The organism is Kribbella deserti, assembly GCF_042434725.1.
Taxonomy (GTDB): Bacteria; Actinomycetota; Actinomycetes; order Propionibacteriales; family Kribbellaceae; genus Kribbella; species Kribbella deserti.
The window spans coordinates 349,755-372,921 of sequence record NZ_JBHLTC010000040.1 but is presented as its reverse complement, the minus strand read 5'-3'; the positions used below and the strand labels follow the sequence as shown (position 1 = coordinate 372,921).

The 23,167-nt window shown below is 68.7% G+C and carries 19 protein-coding genes and 1 pseudogene; 14 read left to right on the top strand and 6 right to left on the bottom strand.

The window, feature by feature from the left end; translation table 11 throughout:
* Positions 1–6 precede the first annotated feature (6 nt).
* Positions 7–177: pseudogene (locus ACFFGN_RS33020) on the top strand (DUF2530 domain-containing protein); the annotation flags it as partial.
* A 164-nt stretch (positions 178–341) separates the two neighbouring features.
* On the opposite strand, the gene ACFFGN_RS33015 reads toward ACFFGN_RS33020, so the two are convergent.
* Positions 342–1,256, bottom strand: coding sequence for a DUF3027 domain-containing protein (locus ACFFGN_RS33015; RefSeq protein WP_380056098.1), 915 nt, complete (start codon positions 1,254–1,256; stop codon positions 342–344).
* Between the two features lie 140 nt (positions 1,257–1,396).
* Here ACFFGN_RS33015 and ACFFGN_RS33010 point away from each other — a divergent pair, with 140 nt between their 5' ends.
* The gene (locus ACFFGN_RS33010) at positions 1,397–3,262 is read left to right on the top strand and encodes an MFS transporter (RefSeq protein WP_380056095.1); all 1,866 of its coding nucleotides are present in this window, start codon (positions 1,397–1,399) and stop codon (positions 3,260–3,262) included.
* On the opposite strand, the gene ACFFGN_RS33005 is transcribed toward ACFFGN_RS33010, so the two are convergent.
* Entirely contained in the window at positions 3,259–4,779 is a 1,521-nt protein-coding gene (locus ACFFGN_RS33005) for an MFS transporter (RefSeq protein ID WP_380056093.1), read from the bottom strand. The genes ACFFGN_RS33010 and ACFFGN_RS33005 overlap by 4 nt on opposite strands.
* A gap of 109 nt (positions 4,780–4,888) precedes the next feature.
* Between ACFFGN_RS33005 and ACFFGN_RS33000 the strand changes: the two genes are divergently transcribed.
* Positions 4,889–5,620, top strand: a complete 732-nt coding sequence (locus ACFFGN_RS33000; protein WP_380056090.1) for a TetR/AcrR family transcriptional regulator — start codon at positions 4,889–4,891, stop codon at positions 5,618–5,620.
* 31 nt (positions 5,621–5,651) lie between these two features.
* Here ACFFGN_RS33000 and ACFFGN_RS32995 read toward each other — a convergent pair whose 3' ends face one another.
* Both ACFFGN_RS32995 and larE read right to left on the bottom strand, forming a co-directional pair.
* Complete coding sequence (locus ACFFGN_RS32995; RefSeq protein ID WP_380056087.1) at positions 5,652–6,035, bottom strand: cold-shock protein; 384 nt, start codon at positions 6,033–6,035, stop codon at positions 5,652–5,654.
* 152 nt (positions 6,036–6,187) lie between these two features.
* Complete coding sequence (gene larE, locus ACFFGN_RS32990) at positions 6,188–7,660, bottom strand: ATP-dependent sacrificial sulfur transferase LarE (protein ID WP_380056084.1); 1,473 nt, start codon at positions 7,658–7,660, stop codon at positions 6,188–6,190.
* 119 nt (positions 7,661–7,779) lie between these two features.
* Between larE and ACFFGN_RS32985 the strand changes: the two genes are divergently transcribed.
* Positions 7,780–8,367, top strand: a complete 588-nt coding sequence (locus tag ACFFGN_RS32985) for a TetR/AcrR family transcriptional regulator (RefSeq protein ID WP_380056081.1) — start codon at positions 7,780–7,782, stop codon at positions 8,365–8,367.
* Between the two features lie 3 nt (positions 8,368–8,370).
* Entirely contained in the window at positions 8,371–9,324 is a 954-nt protein-coding gene (locus ACFFGN_RS32980) for a R2-like ligand-binding oxidase (RefSeq protein ID WP_380056078.1), read from the top strand.
* A 14-nt stretch (positions 9,325–9,338) separates the two neighbouring features.
* Here the strand turns inward: ACFFGN_RS32980 and ACFFGN_RS32975 are convergent, their stop codons facing one another.
* Positions 9,339–9,782, bottom strand: coding sequence for a winged helix-turn-helix transcriptional regulator (locus ACFFGN_RS32975; RefSeq protein ID WP_380056075.1), 444 nt, complete (start codon positions 9,780–9,782; stop codon positions 9,339–9,341).
* Positions 9,783–9,843: 61 nt separating this feature from the next.
* On the opposite strand from ACFFGN_RS32975, the gene ACFFGN_RS32970 reads away from it, so the two are divergent.
* Entirely contained in the window at positions 9,844–11,064 is a 1,221-nt protein-coding gene (locus tag ACFFGN_RS32970) for an MFS transporter (protein WP_380056072.1), read from the top strand.
* A gap of 459 nt (positions 11,065–11,523) precedes the next feature.
* Here the strand turns inward: ACFFGN_RS32970 and ACFFGN_RS32965 are convergent, their stop codons facing one another.
* Entirely contained in the window at positions 11,524–13,161 is a 1,638-nt protein-coding gene (locus ACFFGN_RS32965; RefSeq protein WP_380056069.1) for an AMP-binding protein, read from the bottom strand.
* Between the two features lie 186 nt (positions 13,162–13,347).
* Here ACFFGN_RS32965 and ACFFGN_RS32960 point away from each other — a divergent pair, with 186 nt between their 5' ends.
* The 8 genes from ACFFGN_RS32960 to ACFFGN_RS32925 all read left to right on the top strand — a co-directional run bounded on the left by ACFFGN_RS32960 (position 13,348) and on the right by ACFFGN_RS32925 (position 23,063).
* On the top strand, positions 13,348–15,375 hold the full coding sequence (locus ACFFGN_RS32960) for a VWA domain-containing protein (protein ID WP_380056066.1): 2,028 nt from the start codon (positions 13,348–13,350) through the stop codon (positions 15,373–15,375).
* Positions 15,376–15,503: 128 nt separating this feature from the next.
* Positions 15,504–16,124 (top strand): SIMPL domain-containing protein, encoded by a 621-nt coding sequence (locus tag ACFFGN_RS32955; protein ID WP_380056063.1) that lies wholly within the window; start codon positions 15,504–15,506, stop codon positions 16,122–16,124.
* Between the two features lie 22 nt (positions 16,125–16,146).
* Positions 16,147–17,382, top strand: coding sequence for an Nramp family divalent metal transporter (locus ACFFGN_RS32950; protein ID WP_380056061.1), 1,236 nt, complete (start codon positions 16,147–16,149; stop codon positions 17,380–17,382).
* Between the two features lie 7 nt (positions 17,383–17,389).
* A complete protein-coding gene (locus tag ACFFGN_RS32945; protein WP_380056058.1) occupies positions 17,390–18,190 on the top strand; it encodes a metallophosphoesterase in 801 nt (266 codons plus the stop codon).
* A gap of 10 nt (positions 18,191–18,200) precedes the next feature.
* Entirely contained in the window at positions 18,201–19,412 is a 1,212-nt protein-coding gene (locus ACFFGN_RS32940; protein ID WP_380056056.1) for an epoxide hydrolase family protein, read from the top strand.
* 19 nt (positions 19,413–19,431) lie between these two features.
* Positions 19,432–19,803, top strand: coding sequence for a DUF427 domain-containing protein (locus ACFFGN_RS32935; protein WP_380056053.1), 372 nt, complete (start codon positions 19,432–19,434; stop codon positions 19,801–19,803).
* 95 nt (positions 19,804–19,898) lie between these two features.
* Positions 19,899–20,681, top strand: coding sequence for a GNAT family N-acetyltransferase (locus ACFFGN_RS32930; protein WP_380056050.1), 783 nt, complete (start codon positions 19,899–19,901; stop codon positions 20,679–20,681).
* A 102-nt stretch (positions 20,682–20,783) separates the two neighbouring features.
* Positions 20,784–23,063 carry a helicase-associated domain-containing protein gene (locus ACFFGN_RS32925; protein WP_380056047.1) on the top strand — a complete coding sequence of 760 codons (2,280 nt, stop codon included), beginning with the start codon at positions 20,784–20,786 and terminating at the stop codon, positions 23,061–23,063.
* The last annotated feature ends 104 nt before the right edge of the window (positions 23,064–23,167 follow it).

The following is a 23,167-nucleotide window of genomic DNA, read 5'->3' as shown; positions in this document are numbered from 1 at the left end:
GAACTGATGCACGCCGAGGTCAAGCCGCTGGACCTGAGCGGGGTGCCGACCGTTGCCGTCGGCATCGGCGCGTGGCTGATCGCGCTGATCGTGCTGCTGGTGTTCCGCTCCGAGCTCGAGGCGCGGAACGCCGAGTGGTGGATCTGGGTCGCGGTGGCCGGCACCGGCCTGGGTGTGATCGGGCTGCTCTACACCCGGCACCGCTGGGCCGCGATCGAGGCCGAGCACGCACAGCAGAGCCGCACGCCCGCCACTACCACGAACACCACGGACCAGCCTGCGGCTACGGACACCACGGACCAGGCGTGGCCTCAGACCACCAGCACGGACCCAGCGGGGCCTCAGGCCTTGACGGACTCCACGCCGGCCTCGGCCGCCGCCAGCTCCACCGACCCGGACTCCGGCTCAGCGGCTTCCCCGACGACTTCGGCGCCTTCCTCGACGTCCTCGGCGGATGCCGATCCCGCCAGGAGCTCAACGGCCGACTCGGACACCGGGTCCAGGTCGTCGTAGCCGGTGGTGTCGAAGGCGTGCTCGGTCGACGGGTTGTCCACCGAGTCGACAACCACATCGGAGTGCGCGCCACAGCCGTAGTCGGCCGCCACCACGCGTCCCTCACCGGGAGCCATCTCGTTCGAACAGGCACCGAAGACCCGGCCCAGGCTGTCGGCCAGGCGGATCCAGTAACCACACGACACACACTTGTACGGCGCGGCCTGGGCGATCGGTGACTCCGGCCCGAGCTCTCCGCCGTACCACCGCTCGGCGGCGTCGTCGCGGCCGATCGGGCTGAGCACGCGGGCGCGGCCGAGGCCGAGCTCCTCCACCACCTGCAGCACCTCGTCGGGCGCACCGGTGTCGGCGAATCCGGGCATCAGCCGCGGATCGTCGGCGGGCGTCGGGTAGAGATCACCGGGCCGCAGGTCGCCGGGCTGCACCCGGTCCGACCACGGCACCCACTCGGGCGCGACGATCGCCTCGTCGCCGGGCAGCATCACGACCTCGTTGACGGTGACCGTCTTCGCCCGGGAGGCCCGGGTGATCGTGACGGCCCAGCACCAGCCGACGTAACCGGGGTGGGTGGACGCGAAGTAGTGCGTGAGCAGCCGCTCGCCCTCGACCCGGTACGACAGGTGCTCGCCGACCTGGGCGGCACCCGCCTCCTCGACAGCGGCCTCCCGCGCCGCATCGACCGCGGCCACACAAATGGCGTCGGCTTTGGCGCGAACCTGGTCCGGAGCTTTGACGGGAGTCACAATCGGTTATTCTCGCACGCCCGAGGCCCGGCTTCGAATCGCCGGGGCCGATCGGTCCGAGGCCGATTCGGCCCGCCGCCGGGCCCGGAAAGCCGGGTGTAACGGCTGCCACCTGACCGGTAACCAGGCAGGATGGTGCCATGGATCCCCGCGACGACAGGCCGGACGGTGCGCGGCCCAAAGCCGGACGGTGGACGGGCCCAGGCCGCAAGGGTCCGAAGGAGAACCTCGATCCGGCTGAGGCCGCCCGGCAGGCTGAGGCCAGGCGGCTGGCGCGGGAACGACGCCGCGAGCAGTTGGCCGAGGCCAAACGCAAGCTGGCCCAGGCCTCCAAAACGGGCGCGGCCGGAGTCGCGTCTGCCTCGCGAACGACCGCCGGTTTCACCGGCCGGGCCGGACGCGCCACCGCGGGCTTCACCGGCCGGGCGGGCCGGGCGACCGGGCGCCGGATCCGCGGGTTGACCGGTGCCCAGGGCGCGAGCGAATCCGGCCTGTCGCGGCTGATCGAGCTCGGCGCGGTGAACGCCGCCGGTGATACCGCGATGGCGGTTTCGCTCGCGGGCACGGTCTTCTTCGCCGTACCGAGTGAGCAGGCCCGGGACCGGGTCGCGTTGTTCCTGTTGCTCACGATGGCGCCGTTCGCGTTGATGGCACCGCTGATCGGGCCGATCCTGGACCGCTTCCGGCACGGACGGCGCTGGGCGATCGGCGCCACCCTCGGCCTGCGCGGATTCCTCGTCTGGAGCCTGGCCGCCTCGATGACCGGGAGTGTCTCGCCGTGGCTCTACCCGGCAGCGCTGGGTTGTCTCGTCGCCTCCAAGGCGTACGGCGTGACCCGGGCCTCCGCCGTACCGAGGTTGCTGCCGCAAAGCATCACCCTGGTCACGGCGAACTCGCGGATCTCCCTGGCGAGTGTGGCCGGCGCGACGGTCTCGGCCGGAATCGCGGGCGCACTCGCCCAGATCGGCCCGGCTTGGTCGCTGCGCTGGGCAGCGCTGGTCTACACGGTCGGCCTGATCCTGGCCATCCGATTGCCCTCGCGGGTCGATTCCCCTCAAGAGGAGGAGATGACCGGCGCCGAGGGCAAGGCCGCACGGCGACGGGCCATCACCGCCGCGGTGGCGCGGGCGATCCGGTGCAACCTGGGCCTGCGGTTCGTGTCCGGGTTTCTCACCATGTACCTGGCGTTTTTATTGCGGGACAAGCCGATCAGCGGCATCGACGGCGCTGTGCTCGCGGGTGCGGTGATCGCCGCCGCGGGTATCGGCAACAGCCTCGGCACGCTGCTCGGATCGTTGCTCAAGGCCCGTAAACCGGAAGCTGTCGTCCTGGTCGTACTGCTGGCCGACGCGACGGTCGCCGTATTGGTCGCGATCTTCTACGGCCTGCCGATGCTGATCACGCTCGGACTGATCGCGGGCCTGTGCAGTTCGCTCGGCAAGCTGTCGCTGGACGCGTTGATCCAGCGGGATGTGCCGGAGACGGTTCGGACCTCGGTGTTCGCTAGGTCCGAGACGGTTCTGCAGTTGTCCTGGGTGATCGGTGGCGGCTGCGGAATCGTGCTGCCGTTGATCCCGCGTCTCGGCTTCGGGTTCCTCGCGGCCGTATTGGTCTGTGTGGTGATCCTGGTCGTCCGCTTCCGCCCTGCCGTGCTCCCGCCGGCCCAGACTCCACCGCCGCGTCGAGGTCCCGCGGGCGGTCCGCGGCCGGGTGCGCGCCCGGAGCGGCCAGAGCCTCCGGGACGGCCGGAGGATGATACGACCGTGGTACGGCCGCAGCCGCCGGTGGACCCGCGTGGAAACGGGCGGCGCGGCGACGCGACCACGATCCTCAGTACCGACGCCCGACCCACCGAACGCCGTACCGGCGATCACTGGTGGCGGGACGACGAACCACCGCCCAAGGACGAGGAAGACCCGGACTGGGCAAAGGACCCGACCGTCGAGAACCAGCCCCGTACGACGCTCTTCCGCCGCCGCTCCCCCGGCGGCCGCCCGCCGCGTTAACCCCGCGTTTTTGATCTGAGGCCGAGGCTGACGGCTAGTGCGGTGATTGCCAGCAGCACGGCGCCTACCAGTGCTACAACGTTCATGCTGTGGGTGAACGACGCCCGAGCGGCTGTGGCGAGTGCAGCCGCCAGTTCTGGCGGGAGCGACGCGGCGGCGGTCAAGGCGGCTGGTAGACCTTCACGACCCGCATCCACCGGTAGGCCGCTCGGAAGGATAGTGGCGAGGTCCGACCGGTAGCTGGCGGTTCCGATGCTCCCGAGTACGGCGATGCCCAGGGCGCCACCGAACTCGCTAGTGGTCTCCATCAGGGCCGAGGCGGATCCCGCGCGTTCTGGGTTCACCGAGCCGACGACGGCCTCCGTGACCAGGGTCATCACCATGACGAGGCCTCCGCTGAGCAGGCCCGCACCGACGAGGACGACCGCTAGGCGCGAGTCCGACCCCACCTGGCTGATCACGGCGAACCCGCTCGCGCCAACGAAGAACCCGAGCCCCATCACCAGCGCGCGGTCGAGGCGCTGGGCGAGCGCCGTACCAAGGGGTGCGGCGGCACCAACCGCGACGGATGGCAGCAGAGACCACATGGCGGCGCGGAACGGGCTCATGCCGAGAACCAGCTGCAGGTACTGCGTCAGGAACACCGCGTTGCCGACCATCGCCACCATCGCGACCGTGTTCGCGGCCAAGGCCCCACTGAAGACCCGGCTCCGGAACATGGCCAGCTCGACCATCGGATCGGCCGCAGTCTGCTGCCGGCGGATGAAGGCAGCCCCGATGAGCAGGCCCAGCAGGATCGAACCGGCCGCCGCCAAGCTCAGACCGTCGGCCGCGATCTCCTTGATGCCGTAGATCACCGGCAGCACGGACGCCAGCGACAGCACGGAGCCGAGCAGGTCGAACCGCCCGGCCACGGCCGACTTGAACTCGGGCAACAGGATCGGCGCGACCACCAGCAACAGCACCATCGCCGGGATGTTGATCAGGAACACCGAACCCCACCAGAAGTGCTCCAGCAGCAGGCCGCTGAAAACCGGTCCGAGCGAGACACCGCTGAGCAGCACCGCGCTCCAGACCGCGATGGCCTGCTGGCGTTGGGCCTGGTCGTGGAACATGTTGCGGATCAGCGCGAGCGTCGACGGCATCAGCGTCGCGCCGCCGATGCCGAGCAGCGCGCGGGCCGCGATCAACTGCTCGGGCGTCTGCGCGTAGGCCGCGGCGAACGAGGCCGCGCCGAAGGCCACCGCACCGATGATCAGCAGCCGGCGCCGCCCGATTCGATCACCGAGTGAGCCCATCGTGATCAGCAGACCGGCCAGCACAAAGCCGTAGATGTCGAAGATCCACAGCTGCTCGGTGGCGGTCGCGCCGAGATCCTGGCTGATGAACGGCACCGCGAAGTAGAGCACCGACACGTCCATCGAGACCAGCAACAACGGCAGCGCCAGCACAGCGAGCGCGATCCACTCCTTGCGCCCGGCTCGCGGCCCGGTGGCGAGCTCCTCCTGAGTCGTCATGACACCTCTTCCAATCTGCGTGCGTCGTACACTGTGTACATTGCACGCAGACCGTAACAGCGCCGGCCGATATCTGTCTATGATGTAAACAGTTGGACGAGAGGATGCCGTGAGCGACGAGATTCCGCGGGTGCTGCAGCTGCTGTGGGGTGTGCACGACCCGAATCGGCCCGGCCCGAAACCCGGGCTGAGCATCAACGAGATCGGCGACGCGGCCGTGCGGATCGCCGACGCCGACGGACTGGCGGCCGTCTCGATGAGCAAGGTGGCGGCCGAGCTCGGCCGCACCACGATGTCGCTCTACCGGTACGTCGACGCCAAGCAGGACTTGTACGCCGTCATGCTGGACCGGGCCTTCGGTTTGCCCGAGCTGGAACCCGCCGACGACTGGCAGGGCCGGATCCGCGCCTGGGCGCACGCGTTCCGGGCCCGGCTGCAGGAACATCCGTGGATCCTGCAGGTACCGGTCGACGAACCGCCGCTGGCACCGCAGCAACTGGTCTGGATGGAGCAAGGGCTGAACGCGTTCGACGGGACCAGCCTGTCGCCCGGGCAGCGGTTGTCCTCGGTGCTGCTGATCGACATCTACGTCCGGGGCGCGATCGTGCTCACGCCGAACTTCGGCGCTCCGGCTGAGCCGGCGGCCGCCGCGGACGAGCGGGATCGCCAGCAGGCGGATCGGCTGTACGCGCGACGGCTGGCGGCGCTGGCCGATCCGAAGCGATTCCCCAGCCTGACCGCGGCCCTCGAATCAGGGGCGCTGGACGGCGACGAGGACGAGTTCACGGCCGGCCTCGACACCGTCATCGCCGGTATCGAAGCCAAGCTCCAAGCCGGCTGACCCTTGCGGGCCGGCCGGCTGCAGCGAATGACTAGACGTCGAGTTTGTCCGCGACGCCGCGCAGTACGGTCGCGACACTGTGCGCGGTCTTGTTGTCGGGGTGGCGCCCGCGACGGTAGTTCTCACCGATGCTGTCGAGCAGCTTGATCAGGTCCTCGACCACCGTGACCATGTCGTCCGGCTTGGCCCGCATCGCCTTCGCCACCGACGGCGGCGGATCGATCAGCCGGACCTGCAGAGCCTGTTCGCCCTTGCGTCCCTCGACGACGCCGAACTCGACCTTCTGACCCGGCTTGAGGCTCGTCACACCGGCCGGCAAAGCCTCGGCACGGACGTAGACGTCGCCGCCTTCTTCCTTGCTGAGGAAGCCGAATCCCTTGCCGGCGTCATACCACTTGACCTTGCCTACGGGCACGGGGAACCTCTTCGATGTCTTCGTCGGAACAGGGGACGGTTACTCCGGCTGGCGCCGGCTACTTAGCGTACGGGAACCATGGTCCCCGCGCCTCTGGGATACGAATCCTGCTACCGCTAACAAGCCTCGAAGTAGCCGAGGCGAGCCTAGGTTTAGCGGTAGCGCTCCGGGTTGGCAAGCCGCTCGTTCATGGCGCCGGACCGGAAACCCCGCGGATCCACGGCGGCGGCCTCGAAGCCTTCGGCCCGGACCAGTTCCTCCAAGGTCGCCGCGTCGACCGTGGCCAGTAGGCCCGCGTCGATCTCGATACTCGCCTTGTCACCGAGATCCCGCACTCGAACGTTCTGCACGCCGTACGACGTGAGGTGGTCGCGTACGACCTGTTCGGCCCGATCCACCCGGGCCAGCAGCCGCGGGGTGATCCGGATGCCATAGGCGATCCGGCTCGACAAGCAGGCCGCCGCGGGCTTGTCGAACGTGACGAGCCCCCAGCGCCGCGAGGCCTCCCGGATCTCGGCCTTGGTCAACCGGGCGTCCCGCAACGGAGTGATCGCGCCACGCTCGTGGGCGGCGCGAATACCCGGACGGAAGCCGGCGACCGCGTCATCGGCGTTCGTACCGGTGGCGATGGCCTCGATGCCGAAGTCGTCGGCGATGGGCTGCAAAGTCTCAACCAACTCCGCCTTGCAGAAATAGCAGCGGTCACCGGCGTTGGCCTGGTATCCCTCCCGCTCCATCTCGTGCGTCGGCGGGGTGACGTGACGAACCCCGAGGCTGTCCGCGAAGGCCGCGGCCGGTTCGAGCTCTGCAAGCGGAAGACTCGGGCTGACGGCTGTGGCGGCGACTACGTTGGCCGGGCCGATCGCACGAGCCGCGGCCGCCAGCAGGAAGGCAGAGTCGGCTCCACCACTGAATGCGACTAGTAGCTTCCGGTGCTCCGTAAGAGAGGTCATGAGCGCGTCGAGGCGCTGTTCCAGCACGTAGTCCTCTAGCCAGGCCGGGAACTCCGTGAGGTCGTTAAGCACCACATCGGCGCCGTAGGCCTTCAACTCGTCTGCGGTGAACGGGCCGGTCGCAACGCTCACTGCGACGGCACCAGCCGCCCGAGCGCCGTCAATGTCAGCCACGTGGTCACCGACGTAAATGCCCGCACTGTGCTCTCGGAGGGCTATGCCCTTCTCAGCACCGTGGAGGTCTCCTACCGGCTCATCGACGTCCAGACCGAGGTGGTCGAGGTGCAGCTTCACGCTCGGCGTGTACTTCGCCGAGACGACTACGGTCCGGCCATGCAAGCGCCGTACGGCCGCGAGCGTCTCAGCCACTCCCGGCAGCGGGTCGGCGCCAGTGATCGCATACGTCGGGTAGAGCTCGCGGTAGCGGGCCACCATCGCGTCGACCTGCTCCAGCGGGAACCAGTTCGCCATCTCCCAGACGAGCGGCGGGCCGAGGCGCGAGACCACCAGTTCGGTGTCGATCGCTACCCCGGTCTCGGCGGCCAGCAGGTCCCAGACGGCCTTGATGCCCGGCCGGGAGTCGATCAGTGTCATGTCCAGGTCGAACCCGACCACGAGTTCCGGTACGAGGGTCGACTGCACTGCGGCGGGGTGGATCTCTGCTGCTGACACGTCCTCAACCCTACGTGGAGCCGCCGGCCCCCCTCCCCAGGCGGGTAGAACCCTTGACATGGATTGCCCAACTGTCTGGACTCTTGACATTTATGGCAAAAGTGTCAAATCTGATCCGCATGGCCTCCTTCACCGAGCGGACCAGGCGCCGGCTGCGCGACGAACTGCTCGACGCCGCGTACGACGCGCTGGTGGCGGGCGGTTACGAAGGCCTGCGGATGGCCGACATCGCCCGGCGTACCGGGGTGTCCCGGCAGACCGTCTACAACGAACTCGGCGACAAGTGGGACGTCCTGCAGGCGGTCGCCGCCCGCGAGACCGAGCGGTTCCTGGTCCTGGTCAACGCCGCCATCGCCGAGCACGACGACGCCATCGCCGGGCTGCGCGCCGCGGTGGATCGGGCGCTCACACTGGCCGCGGACAATCCGCTGATCAAGGCCGCGCTGACCGCGCCCGGTTCGGATCAGGCCAGCCAGCTGCTCACCACTCGCGGCGAGCAGATCCTCGCCCTGTGCCATCAACGACTCGACGCGCACGTTCGTACCTCCTGGCCGGCCGTGCCCGCCGACGACGTTCGGCTCGCGGTCGATATCGCGCTGCGCATCGTGCTCAGCCACATCCTCAATCCCGCGGGCGCCCCGGCGACGGTCGCCGACGAGGTCGCCCGGGTGCTCGGCCCTTTCCTGACCGCGGCTTCCGAGAGGTGATCCATGACCACGAACACGCTGCACCGCACGGGTTTTTCGTCATTGCGAGCGGGCGGACTGAACTGGGAGTCGCTACCACTTCGCCTTTTCGGCAAGGGCAATCAGAAGTTCTGGAATCCGGCCGACATCGACTTCAGCCAGGACGCGCTGGACTGGCAGGCCTTCACCGATAACGAGCGGTACAACGCCTTGATGCTCTGCGCGCAGTTCATCGCGGGCGAGGAAGCCGTGACCGAGGACCTGCAACCGTTCATGCAGGCGATGGCCGCGGAAGGCCGTTTCGGCGACGAGATGTACCTGACGCAGTTCTGTTTCGAAGAGGCGAAGCACACCCAGGTCTTCCGGCTCTGGCTCGACGCGGTCGGCGTCAAGGAGGACCTGCACCACTTCGTCGAGGACAACCCGGGCTATCGCGCCATCTTCTACGAAGCCCTCCCGGTGGCCCTGAAGTCATTGAGCGACGACCCGTCGCCGGCGAACCAGGTCCGCGCCTCGGTCACGTACAACCACGTAGTAGAAGGCACTCTCGCCCTGACCGGCTACCACGCCTGGAACCTGTTGTGTACGGCGCGAGGGGTTCTGCCGGGTATGCAGGAGCTGATCCGCCGAATCGGTGATGACGAGCGCCGCCACATGGCCTGGGGCACGTTCACCTGCCGCCGCCATGTCGCTGCCGACGAGTCCAACTGGAAGGTCGTCACGGACACGATGGAGGAGTTGCTACCGCACGCGCTGACCCAGATCCAGTGGGCGATGGAGCACAGTCCCGAGCTACCGCCCGAGATCAACCCGACCGCGCTGATGACGTACGCCGGTGACCGGGCCACCCGCCGCCTCGGCGCGATCGAGTCCGCCATCGGCGCCGACGTGGCCGGTATCGATCTCGACTACTCCCCCGAACGCCTCGAAGACGACTTCGGCACCGAAGACCAAGCCGCCCTCGCCGCCGTCCGTTAATCCCTTGGGCGCGGTCAGGCCTTGCGGACGAAGGTGTCGGCCGGGGTGATCGGGCGGCCATCGATGGCCGTGATCCGCACAGGGGCGAGGGGTTGTTCGTCGCGGCGGTCGAGTAGTTCGGAGTGGGCCTCGCCGGGAGCGAAGGCGAAGGCCTCACCCCACTGGCGAAGCGCCACGATGACCGGGAACAACGCCTCCCCCTTGGCGGTCAGCACGTATTCGCTGTAGGCGCTGCCGTCGGAGGCGGGCGTCACTTCGAGAATTCCGTTCTCGACCAGAGACCGCAGCCGCGTGGTGAGGATGTTCTTCGCGACACCAAGCCCCCGCTGGAACTCCCCGAACCGGCGGCTGCCGTCGAAGGCGTCCCGCACGATCAGCAACGACCACCAGTCCCCCACGGCGTCAACCGAACGCGCGACCGGGCAGGCCGTCTCATCGAACCGCGTCCGCTTCACCATCGCCGCAGCCTCCTCGCTGATCTGGTTGCAAAATGCTACCACCGACTCTTACGGTAGCAACATGCAACCAGATCTCAGGCGGGCGACCGCATTGTTGGCGGTAGCTGCCGGAGTAGCCGTGTCGACCGTCTACTTCGCCCAGCCTCTACTGGTCGCAATGGGCGAGTCCTTCGGCATCAGCCCGTCGAAGGTCGGGCTGTTCGTCACAGCCACCCAGATCGGGTACGGCGTCGGCCTGTTCCTCCTAGTTCCACTGGGCGATCTAGTCGACAGGCGACGGCTGATCGTCTTCCAGTTCGTCTTACTGGCCACAGCCCTTCTGGTCATCGGAACGGCGCAAACGGCCTCACTCCTGCTGGTCGGTCTCGCCGCCACCGGTCTGCTCGCAGTAGTCACGCAATCCCTCGTGGCGCTTGCCGCATCACTAGCGGGCCAAGCCCAACGCGGCCGGGCGATCGGCGCCGTGACGAGTGGAGTGGTCATCGGCATCCTCCTGGCGCGTACCGCGGCTGGCGCCCTGGCAGACCTCGCCGGCTGGCGCACGGTCTACCTCGCGTCCGCAGGTCTTAGCCTCGTCCTGGCCCTCGCGCTACACCTGGCACTTCCTACACGTGACCGGCGCGAACTCACGCTGGGATACGGCGCTCTAGTGCGTTCAACGCTCACGTTGTTCCGGGAAGAGCGCGCGTTCCGCGTACGCGCCGTACTGGCCTTGCTGATCTTCGCGGCCTTCAGCACTCTCTGGAGTTCCCTAGCGCTCCCGCTGGATCACCTGTCTCACACGGCAGTAGGCGCCTTCGGCCTCGCAGGCGTAGCAGGCGCGCTAGCGGCCGGACCAGCAGGCCGTCTCAACGACCGCGGCTTCTCCCGAGGGACCACGGGTGCCGCACTCGGACTGCTGGCAATCTCGTGGGTGCCTCTGGCCTATACGACAAAATCCCTGTGGGCGTTGGTGATTGGCGCGGTTCTACTCGACTTGGCGGTTCAAGCCGTGCACGTGACGAACCAGAGCCTCATCTATGAACTACGCCCCGACGCCGGTAGTAGGTTGATCGGCGGCTACATGGTGTTCTACTCGGCTGGAAGCGCTCTAGGCGCCGCAGGTTCCACCGCCATCTACGACATCGCCGGCTGGCTAGCAGTCTGTCTACTCGGTTTGACCTTCAGTCTCTTGGCCCTACTGGTCTGGGCCTTCGATGCCAATCCGCCTGCCAAGCGCAGTAGACGCCAACCACGGAGTGGAAGCCGCTCAACACTGCAGGCCAATGGCCACGCGCGTTAGGGCCGTCACCTCACAGCAACGATGCTGCCGCCCCCACGAGCGCCGCATCAGCGAATCCTGCTGCCAGGCGGCTACTCAGCTCCTCGATCGGGTTACCCGGCGCCGCATGACGTCCTCGTCCATGCTGCCGCCGCGATGACGCCAGGTCCGTTTAGTCGTCACAATCCGGCTTTCGGCGTCCCAAGTTCCAGCCCCGGATACGTTGCTTGGCCGTGTTCGATAAGCCCCGGCTACAGGTCGACTCCGAGCGTCTCGCAGCCGAAGTTCGCGCGAAGCGCTGCCAAGTGCCGTCCCGTGCCGCAGCCAAGATCGGGCGCGCAGGTCAGATCAACGTCTAGCTTCAGTTCAAGTACGGCGGCAGTGAGGCCGTCATCGTTGTCGGCGAGACGATGTTCGACCTGGTGTACTGGGCCGCAAGACTCATCGCGCGGCCGTCCGATGACCTGCCGCGTTCATTCGTCACCGGTGTTCTGGGCCGTCGATACCGAGTAGGGCGAGGGACTTCTCGCGCATCTCGACCTTGCGGATCTTGCCCGTCACAGTCATCGGGAACTCGTCCACGAGCAGGACGTACCGCGGGATCTTGTAGTGCGCGAGCCGGCCCTTGCAGAACTCACGAACCGCCTCAGCGTCCAAAGGCGTCGCGCCGTCGTGAAGGCGGATCCACGCGCACAGTTCCTCGCCGTACTTCTTGTCGGGTACGCCGATGGCCTGGACGTCGGCGATGTCGGGATGGGTGTAGAGGAATTCCTCGATCTCCCGTGGGTACACGTTTTCGCCGCCGCGAATGACCATGTCCTTGATCCGGCCGACGATGTTCACGTAGCCGTCGTCGCGCATCACCGCGAGGTCACCGGTGTGCATCCACCGGGCCTGATCGATCGCCTCGGCCGTCTTCTCGGGATCGTCCCAGTAGCCGAGCATCACCGAGTACCCGCGGGTGCAGAGCTCACCGGTCTCGCCACGCGGCACCACCAGCCCGGTGGCCGGATCGACCAGCTTCACCTCGACGTGCGGCAACACCTGCCCGACGGTCGACGTACGGCGGTCGAGGTCGTCGTCGCGACGGGTCTGCGTCGACACCGGCGAGGTTTCGGTCATGCCGTAACAGATCGCCACCTCGGCCATGTGCATCTCGGCCACGCACCGCTTCATCACCTCGATCGGGCACGGCGATCCCGCCATGATCCCGGTCCGCAACGAGGACAGGTCGTACGACGCGAAGTCCGGCAGGTCCAGTTCCGCGATGAACATCGTGGGTACGCCGTACAAGCCGGTGCATCGCTCGTCCTGCACGGCCGTCAGCGTGGCGGCCGGTTCGAAGGCCGGACCGGGAATCACCATGCAGGCGCCGTGCGTCGTACAACCGAGGTTGCCCATCACCATGCCGAAGCAGTGGTAGAACGGCACCGGGATGCAGAGGCGGTCGGCCGGGCCGAAGCCGATGGTCTCGGTGACGAAGTAGCCGTTGTTGAGGATGTTGTGGTGCGAAAGCGTTGCACCCTTGGGAAAACCGGTGGTGCCCGAGGTGTACTGGATGTTGATCGGGTCGTCGAAACTCAGCCCCGCCATCCGTTCCGCGAGCTGCTCCGCGCTCACCCCGGCGGCGGCCTCGACCACGGAATCCCAGTCGGCCGTCCCGAGGTAGACCACGTCGGTCAGCGCCGGGCAGTCGGCCCGTACGTCGTCCACCATCGCCCGGTAGTCGCTGGTTTTGAAGGCCGTCGCGGAAACGAGCAACTTCACGCCGGACTGGTTCAGCGCGTAGGCGAGCTCGTGCGTGCGGTAGGCCGGGTTGATGTTGACCAGGATCGCGCCGAGTTTGGCGGTCGCGTATTGGGTGATGGTCCACTCGGCGCAGTTCGGCGCCCAGATACCGACCCGATCGCCCTTGTTGATGCCGCGGGCAAGCAGCCCCCGGGCGAACCGGTCCACGTCGGCGTTGAATTCCGTGTACGTCCACCGCCGGCCGGTGGCGAGCTCGACGAGGGCTTCGCGGTCGCCGTACGACGCGACGGTTCGTTCCAGGTTGGCGCCGATCGTCTCGCCCAGAAGCGGGACCGCGGACGTTCCGGAGGCGTACGACGGCAGGCTCATGCCGCCATGCTGCCAACCCGGCCGCCGGTCCACCAGTTGTCGCGGAGTTTCCGCGTGGCGAGTCAAAGGATCACGCTGAGTCATTGACGAGGCCCGGATCGGCACGCCATCATCCGAAGCGGGGAAAGACGCGGAGATCGCGCGGAGGGCGCTGATCCCGTGGGGGGATTCCGAGGGGGAATCACAATGCATGCAGTCAACCTGCATGGGCGTAAGCCTGCCCGCAGAAACCGGCTACTAGTTGCCGTCAGCACGTTCGCGCTCGCTTTGGCGGGCTCCGTGGTGATGGCGCCGACCGCCTCAGCGGCACCCGTGCCCGGCGCGTCGGCGAGCCCGACCTCCGTCAACCGGTACGGCGTCTCGACCGTGACGCTCACCCTGGATGGCGAGAGCAGTACGCAGTCCACGCCGACGGACCTGGTCCTGGTGCTGGACGAGTCCGGCAGCATCGACGGCGGTGAGTTCAATCAGTTGAAGGCCTTCGCCGACGACGTGGTGGAAGCCGTCGCTGACGATGGCCTGTTCACCAACGGCGGGCGCGCGGCCGTGGTGGGCTTCTCCACCGGCGCGCACACCGTGATCGGCCTGAACAACAACGAGGCGACGGTCCGCAACGCCATCACCGGCAACCCGCAGGCAGGTGGCACCACCTGCATCTCCTGCGGACTGAACCAGGCCAACACCGTGCTCGGCGCCGACGACCCGGCCCGCAATCAGGTCGTCATCGTGATCACGGACGGCAACGCGAACGGCGGCGATCCGACCGCCGCGGCCGCGACCGCCCTGCAGGGCAAGGCGACCGTGTTCGCGGTCGGCGTTGGTGACGGCGTCAGCCAGGCCACGCTGGAGACCATCGCCAGCGGCCCGGGCAACAGCAACACCTTCAGCGCGGGCAGTTTCGCCGATCTGGCCGCCCTGCTGGAGACCCTGGTCGCGGCGGTATCCGTGCCCGGGGCAACAAACCCGTCGGTCGCGGTCACACTCGCGGCAGGCTGGGACCTGGTGCCCGGTTCGGTCGCGTCCAACCTGGCCGGCGGTTCGATCGGCGGCGTGAGCGCGAACGGCTTCACCTGGTCGCGCGCCAACCTGGCCGACGAGAACCTGGTCATCACCTACCAGATCAAGCACGAAGGCGCGCCCTGCGGCCCGCTGCCGGTCAACTCCTCGGTGGTCTACAACGACGACGAGAACGCGGTAGTGAACTTCCCGCCGGTCGTCGTGACGGTCAACTGCCTGCCGCCGGTGGCCGACGCAGGGGCGGACAAGAACGTCGCGGAGGGCTCCTCGGTACTGCTCGACGGTTCCGGTAGCAACGACCCTGACGGCGTCATCACCTCGTACGCGTGGAGCGGCGCCGACGCCGGCGTCGGAACCCTCACGAACGCCGGTAACGCCATCGCCACCTACAACGGCCTGGACGACGGCGCCGACGCGGTCACGCTGACCGTGACGGACGACAACGGGCTCACCGACGACGACAGCACCACCGTCACCGTCCAGAACGTGGCGCCGACCCTGACGCTGACGTCCTGCCCGATCGCGCCGAACGCGGTCAACACCGACGTGTCGTTCGCCGGCACGTTCACCGACCCGGGCACGCTCGACACCCACTCGATGTCGGTCAACTGGGGCGACGGTACGACGACCCCGGTGCCGGCCGTCAGCTCGCCGGTCGGGGCCACCCATCAGTACACGGCCGCGGGTATCTACGACATCTCCGTCACGGTCACCGATGACGACGGTGGTTCCGACACCAAGAACTGCGGCTTCGTGGTGGTGTACGACCCGAACGGTGGATTCGTCACCGGTGGCGGCTGGATCCAGTCCCCGGCGGGCGCCTACCCGGCCGACCCGACGGCGACCGGACGGGCCAACTTCGGCTTCGTCTCGAAGTACAAGAACGGCGCCTCGGTGCCGACCGGTAGCACCGAGTTCCAGTTCAAGGCCGGCAACCTGAACTTCCACTCGAACGACTACCAGTGGCTCGTGGTCGCCGGGCAGAAGGCCATCTACAAGGGCACCGGCTCCGTCAACGGCAACGACGGCTACAGCTTCATGCTGACCGCCACCGACGGCAGCCCGGACAAGTTCCGGATCAAGATCTGGGAGACCGTGGGCGGCGCCATCGTCTACGACAACCAGCTCGGCGCCGCTGACGGCACCGACCCGGTCACCGCCCTCTCGGGTGGCCAGATCGTCATCCACAAGGGCTGATCGGTACTGGGCCCGGCCGGCGCGATCCACGCGTCGGCCGGGCCACCGCCGGGATGACCAACGCGCGGCCGGTGGCTCGCCGTACTCGAGACATCACGTGTGTCGGCGGTACCTGACAGACTGGGGCGATGGATTCTGGGATCACTGTCACCGGGACCGGCCAGGCTCAGGCGCCCGCCGATCTCCTCCGCCTGCACCTGAGCGTCGGGCACAGCGCCGCGGACGTGTCCGACGCCGTGGATGCCGTCGCGGCTCAGACCGACGCGGCGACCGCCGCGCTCACCGCGCAAGGTGTCGCCACCGCCGACATCCGGACCAGCTCGGTCAACGTTTTCCCCGAGTACGGCGACGGCATGCAGGTGTCGCGGTACCGGGCCTCGCACTCACTGGTCGTCTCGACCGCCGATCTGACCGGGTTCGGCCGCCTGCTGAAGGCCGTGGTCGCCGCGATTGGTAATGACCTGAGCCTTGAGCAGCTCCACTTCGATATCGCCGACAAGACCGCCCTGATCGAACAGGCCCGGCACGAGGCCTTCGCGGACGCGCGCGAGCGGGCCCGGCACCTCGCCGAACTGGCCGACCGGCAGCTCGGCGGCATCGAGTCGGTGCAGGAAACCCGGCATTCCGGGGGTTTCGAGCCGATGATGTTCGCCGCGAAGGACATGGCCGCGGGCGCCCCAAGTCTGGCCGTGGCTCCGGGCCAGCAGACCATCGAGTCTTCCGTCACAGTCAGGTGGTCCTGGGCCTAGGTCATAGGGGAGACTTCCGCCCATGTATGCACCGGCGCCACTGCGGCGAAGCCTCAGCCGCTCGGGCCTGTTCCTGCTCGGCCCGGCCTTTGTCGCCGCCGTGGCGTACGTCGATCCCGGCAACTTCGCGACGAACATCGCGGCCGGCGCGACGTACGGCTATCTGCTCTGCTGGGTGGTCGTCGGGGCCAACCTGATGGCGGTGCTGGTGCAGTACCTGGCCGCCAAGGCCAGTATCGCGACGGGCCGCAGCCTGCCTCAGCTGTGCCGCGAGCACTTCCGCCGCGGGACGTCGCTCGGGCTGTGGGCCCAGGCCGAGCTGGTCGCCATCGCGACCGACCTGGCCGAGGTGGTCGGTGGCGCGATCGCACTGAACCTGCTGTTCGGGATTCCGCTGCTGCTGGGTGGCGCGATCACCGGGGCCATCTCGTTCGCGCTGCTGGTGTATCAGTCCAAGCGCGGGCAGCGCCCGTTCGAGGCGATGATCGTGGGCCTGCTCGCGGTGGTACTGGTCGGGTTCGTGGTGTCCACGATCCAGTCCGACCCGTCGCCGTCCGGCCTGGTCAACGGCCTGGTGCCCCGGCTGGACGGGGTGGAGTCGCTGGTGCTCGCCGCCGGCATGCTCGGCGCCACCGTGATGCCGCACGCGATCTGGCTGCACGGCGCGCTCGTCACCGATCGGCACGGCAAGGCCTTGCGCTCCGCGGCCGGCCGGGCCCGCGTACTGAAGGCCACCCGGCTCGACGTCGCGATCGCGATGGCCCTCGCCGGCGCGGTCAACCTGGCCATGGTGGTGGTCGCCGCGGCGGCTCTTACCGGAACTGGCGCGGATTCCCTCGACGCCGCGCACACGGCGATGGGCGATCGCCTCGGTGGTACGGCGGCACTGCTGTTCGCGCTGGCCCTGCTCGCCTCGGGTTTCGCCTCTTCGTCAGTCGGTACGTACGCCGGATCGGTGATTCTGGAGGGATTCTGGCGACGGCATGTTCCGTTGTGGGCCCGCCGGTTGATCACGCTGCTGCCGGCTCTGCTGATTCTTGCACTGGGCATCGACCCGAGCCGGGCTCTGGTGGTGTCGCAGGTGGTGCTGTCGTTCGGTATCCCGTGCGCGCTGTGGCCGCTGGTTCGGCTGACCGCGGACAGGCGTGTCATGGGCGACCTCACCAACCGGTGGCCGACTACCCTCGCGGCATGCCTGGTCGCGACCGCCGTCTCGGTGCTCAACGTCGTTCTGATCGTGCTCACGCTGCGGGGATGAGCGCCCGGTGAGACCCGTTTCCGCCGTCTTCGTGGTCAGCGACGTGCACGGCCATCCGGAGAAGCTGGCCGCCGCGCTGTTCCAGGCCGGCCTGACCGACGCGGCCGCCAACTGGCTCGGCCGCGACGCCCGGCTGTGGTTCCTCGGCGACTTCTTCGACCGGGGCCCGGACGGTATCGGCGTACTGGAACTGGTCCGCCGGCTGCAGGTGCAGGCCGAAGCGACCGCGGGCGAGGTCCGCGCGCTGCTCGGCAACCACGAGATCCTCGCGCTCGGCATGAAGCGCTTCGGCAGTGCGGAGGTCCCGCACGACGGGATCCGCCGCCGCAGCTTCGAGGTCAGCTGGACCCTCAACGGCGGCCAGGACCGGGACCAGCAGCTGCTCACCGACGACCACGCGGCGTGGTTGTGCAACCTGCCGCTGCTGGCGCTCGACGGCGACTACCTGCTGATGCACTCGGACAACGACGAGTACCTCGACTGGGGCGACTCGGTCGAGGAGATCAACGCGACCGCCCGGGCGGATCTGGCCGGTGACGACCTGGTGGCTTGGTGGGAGATGTGGCGGCGGATGACCGCCCGCTACGCTTTCCGCGGTTCCGATGGCGCAGAGGTCGCCGATGACCTGATGCGCCGCCTCGGCGGTAAGCGGCTGGTTCACGGCCACAGCATCGTCGCGGACCAGCTCGGCATCGAACCGGCCGAGCTCACCGGTCCCCTGCTGTACGCCGACGGCCGCGCCCTCGCCATCGACGGCGGCACCTTCGACGGCGGCCCCTGCCTGGTGGTCCGCCTCCCCCCGCTCTAAGGCCTCCCGCGTGGGCGACGAGTTGAGGCCGTACCGGATCGATTTTCCGCAGGCTGATTTGAACGACCTGCACGCACGGCTGGATCGGACCCGGTGGCCGGACGAACTGCCCGATGTCGGCTGGGCGTACGGCGTCCCGCTGGGCTATCTGCGCGAGCTGGTGGCGTACTGGCGGCACGAGTACGACTGGCGAGCCGCCGAGGCGGAACTGAACCAGTGGCCGCAGTTCACCACCACGATCGACGGCGCCACCGTGCACTTCGCGCACCTGCGTTCGCCCGAGCCGGACGCGATTCCGCTGCTGATGACGCACGGCTGGCCTGGTTCGTTCGCCGAGTTCACCCGGGTCGCGGCGCGGCTCACTGATCCACGGGCGCACGGCGGTGACCCGGCGGACGCGTTCCACCTGGTCTTGCCGAGCATTCCCGGTTTCACCTTGTCCGGGCCGACTCGCGAGACCGGCTGGGAATACCATCGTGTGGCTGCCGCCTTCGCCGAGTTGATGGCGCGGCTGGGCTACGAGCGGTACGGCGTGCAGGGTGGTGACTGGGGTGCGGCGATCTCCCGCGAGCTCGGGCGGATCCACCCGGACAATGTCGTCGGCGTACATCTCAACCTGCTCCCGGCCTCCTCCGCGACGGCGGAACCTACTCCGGACGAGCTGGCCGCCCTCGAACCAGCCGAGCGCGAGCGCACGTTGGCCTCGTGGCAACGGCAGCAGGCGTGGCTCAAGGAGAAGCAGGGGTATGCCGATTTGCAGTCGACCCGGCCGCAGACGCTGGCCTACGCGCTAACGGACTCCCCTGTCGGCCAACTCGCTTGGATCATCGAGAAGTTCAAGGAGTGGACCGACTCTCGCGACCGGCCGGAGGACGCGATCGGCCGGGACCACCTGCTCACCAACGTCATGCTCTACTGGCTGACTGGAACGGCCGGTTCGTCCGCGCGCATCTACTACGAGCGGGCCCACGCGCCGTACTGGGGAAATCCGCCGGCACCGTCGATCACTCCGACCGCGCTGGCGGTCTTCCCGCGGGACAACTTCATTCCACTGCGGCACATCGCGGACCGGACCAACAACATCGTCCAGTGGACCGAGTACGACCGTGGCGGCCACTTCGCCGCAATGGAACAACCGGACCTGCTCATCGCCGATATCCGCACGTTCTTCCGCCTCCCGGGAATGCGGGCGGGCCGGGTCGCCTTGGACTCTGAGGACTAACCCGAGCACTGGAGGACGGATGGCGCACAAGCCCAAGTTGCGGCCCGGACCGAATCACCCGATCACGGTCACGCCGTACGCCGGCCGGATCAAGGTCTTGGTGGACGGCAAGGTGCTGGCCGAGACGACCGAGGCGCTGACGCTGCAGGAGTCGACCTATCCCGCCGTGCGGTACATCCCGCGCCAGGACGTCGATCTCGGCCAGCTGGAGCGGACCGAGCACTCGACGTACTGCCCGTTCAAGGGTGACGCGTCGTACTACAGCATTCCCGCCCTGAACGACGCCGGTGAGAACGCGGTCTGGACCTACGAGACGCCGTACGACGCCGTGGCCGACATCAAGGACCACCTGGCGTTCTACCCGGACCGGGTGGAACTGATCGAGGACTGACCCGGCGGCCCTGGCGGATAACCCGTTGCGTACGCCGGGGCCGGTCTGGTTCGCTTCGCCGTCGGAAGCCCGATCGAGGAAAGGCTGGGCGGCGAATGCTCGAGCACGTCGACGAATACCTGCACGCCGCACCGCTGTCCGGATCGACCGAGATCGAGATCGGTCCGTTCACGCTGTTCCGCTCGACCGTGTCCTGGCCGTACTACGCGCGGCCTCGCGCCGGGCAGGAAGTCACCCCGGCCGACGTCGAGGCCCTGCGAGCCGAATGCACCAAGTACGACGTACCGCTGGCCATCGAGTGGGTCGTTGAGGTCTGTCCGTCGCTCGGACCGGCCGCACGCGCCGCGGGTCTGACCGTGGTCGAGCACCCGTTGCTGGTGCTGGACAAGGCCGACTTCAAGCCGGTGGATCCGCCCGCAGGCATCACCGTTCGCACGCTGGCCTTCGAGGAGGCCGAGTTCGCCCAGGCCCGGGCGGTCGCGGAACTGGCCTTCGCCAATCCCAGTACCGCGATCGGCCCGGAGGGTGCCGCCGAGCGGGACGCCCAGGTTCGCGACGGAAACCCCGAGGTCGCGGAGACCCTGCTGTCGCGGGCCAAGGCCGGCGTCACCGTCTCGATGGCGGCGTTCGGGCCCGACGGCGTGGTCGCGAGTGGCGCCCACCAGCCCGTACGGCGAACCAGCGAGATCGTCGGGGTCGCCACCTTGCCGGCCATGCGCCGCCAGGGCCTCGCGGCCGCGGTCACCAGCGGGCTGGTCCGCGACGCGTACGACAACGGCGTCGAGACGGTCCTGCTGTCCGCCCACAACGACGCGGTCGCCGCCGTCTACGAACGCCTCGGCTTCCACCGAATCGGCCACGCGGGCGCGGCGGAATAAGTTCCCCACCCGACCACTCGCGGACAGAGATCAAGCCGCGGTCCCGGGCCGGGATCGAGTGATCGGTAAGCGGTGTCGGTGCGGGGCCGTATCGTGGCAGGGATGAGCAATACCGAGCGGTCCCGCCCACGCACCCTTGCCGAGGCCTTACGCGGCTGGGGCGATGACGAACTCGGCTACCTGCTTCGGCACCGGCCCGACCTCGCCTCCCCCATGCCCTCGGATACCGGTCAGCTCGCTGCCCGTGTCACCACGAACGCCTCAGCGGCACGAGCGATCAACCGGCTGGACGAGTTCAGCGTCGACCTGCTGGAGGCATTGTCGGCTCTACCCGAACCGGTCGATCTGGCCAGCCTGAGTGCCGGTGTCGACCAGGCGCCGGAGGTGGTTGAGCCGCGTCTCACCGAACTGCGCCGGCTTGCCCTGGTCTGGGGGCCGGACGACGACCTGCGCCCGATCCGCGCCGTGCACGAACTACTCGGGCCCACCCCGGCCGGCCTGGGGCCGGTCACCGCCCGGCACTTCGGCGATCTGGACCAGCTGATCGAGGACGCCGGTCCGGAGGCCCGCGAAGTGCTGGCCAAACTGACTTGGGGTCCGCCGACCGGTTCGGTCGAGAAGGCCGACCGGCCGGTCACGATCGCCTCCGCCAAGACCCCGGTCGAGCGCCTGCTGGCCCGGGGCCTGGTGGTTCCGCGCGACGCCAACACCGTCGTACTGCCCCGCCAGATCGGGCTGCACCTGCGCGGTGGTCGCGTACTGGCCTCCACCCGGCCGGTGCCCCCGCCGCTCGCCGGGCGTACGGTCTCGGCCGCCATCGCCGGACGGGCCGCCGCGGGGGCCGCGCTGGACCTGGTCCGGCAGGTCGATCAGGCGCTGGAGCAGATCGGCACCGATCCCCCGTCCGTACTGCGGACCGGCGGTCTCGGCGTGCGGGAGACCCGCGCGCTGGGCGGACGCCTCGGCCTGGACGAGCAGACCGTCGCGCTGGTGCTCGAAATCGCCTACGCCGCCGATCTGCTGGCTCGGGCCGAGGTCGGCAACACCGAACTCTGGTTGCCCACGGCAACGTACGACGAGTGGCTCGAGCTGGATACCGCGCACCGCTGGGCGATTGTGGTGAACGCCTGGTTCACCGGCCAGCGCGCGATCGGCTTGGTCGGCCGCCGCGATACCGGTGGCGCGACCGCCGCCGCGCGGGAACGCCTGGTCAACGCGCTCGCGCCTGATCTCGAACGCCTGCTCGCGCCGGAGATCCGCCTGCTCACCCTGCGCGGCCTGGCCCTGGCGGAGCCGGGTACCGCGGTCAGCGAGGACGCGCTGGTCACCTGGGTCGCGTGGCATCGCCCGCGCCGCGGCGGCCCGTTCCGCGACGACCTGGTCCGCTGGACGATCGCCGAGGCGGCTCTGCTCGGTGTGACCGGTCTTGGTGCGCTGGCCGACTACGCCCGGCCCCTGCTGGACGAGGACGGCGATCTGGCCGCGGCGATCCAGCCGATGGTGCCCGAACCGGTCGATCACGTACTGCTGCAGGCCGACCTCACCGCCGTCGCGCCCGGACCGCTGGTCCGCTCGGTGCAGGAAGAACTCGCCACGATGGCCGACGCGGAGTCCCATGGCGGCGGTGGCGTGTTCCGGTTCAGCGAGAGTTCCGTGCGGCGCGCGTTCGACCTCGGCCGGACCAGCGCCCAGCTGCACGAGTGGCTGGCGGAACACTCCCGCACGCCGGTACCGCAACCGCTCAGCTACCTGATCGACGACATCGCCCGGCGCCACGGCGTACTGCGGATCGGAGCCGCCTCGACGTACCTGCGCTGTGACGACGAGGACGTCATCACCCGCCTGCTCGGTACGACGATGCCGGGCGTGCGGTTCCGCCGGCTGGCGCCGACCGTGCTGGTCTCACCGGCCTCACCCGACCAGGTGCTGACCCGGTTGCGCGACGCCGGGTTCACCCCGTTGGCCGAGAGCTTCGACGGGGTGGTGCACGTGACCGCGCCGGCACCGAAGCGCGGTCGGCCACCCCGCCGCCGGACCAACCGGGACTTCGCCGACAGCACGATCGAGCTGACCGAGGACCAGGTCAAGGCCGTGCTGGAGAACGTCCGGTCCGGCGACCGGCTCGCGGCCGATCGGCCCGAAGGCGGCGCGGGCGACGTACTCGCGGCCCCGGCGGAGACCATCGGCGTACTCGGCAACGCCGCCGAGGCCGGGGCCCGGACCTGGATCTCGTATGTCGATCACAACGGCGAGGCCTCCGAGCGCATCGTCGAACCGGTCCGGGTGGCCGACGGCTGGCTCACCGCCTACGACGTCGACGCCGACCAGCCCCGTACCTACGCCCTGCACCGAATCGCCGCCGCCCGCCTGGTCGAGAACTAGGCCTCTGCTTGGTCACGAGTGGTCTCGTCTGAACGCCGGACCGCCGGCGGCCACCCGGCAAGCGACGGAGCGGCGGTCAGACGCGATCACTCGTGACCAAGCAG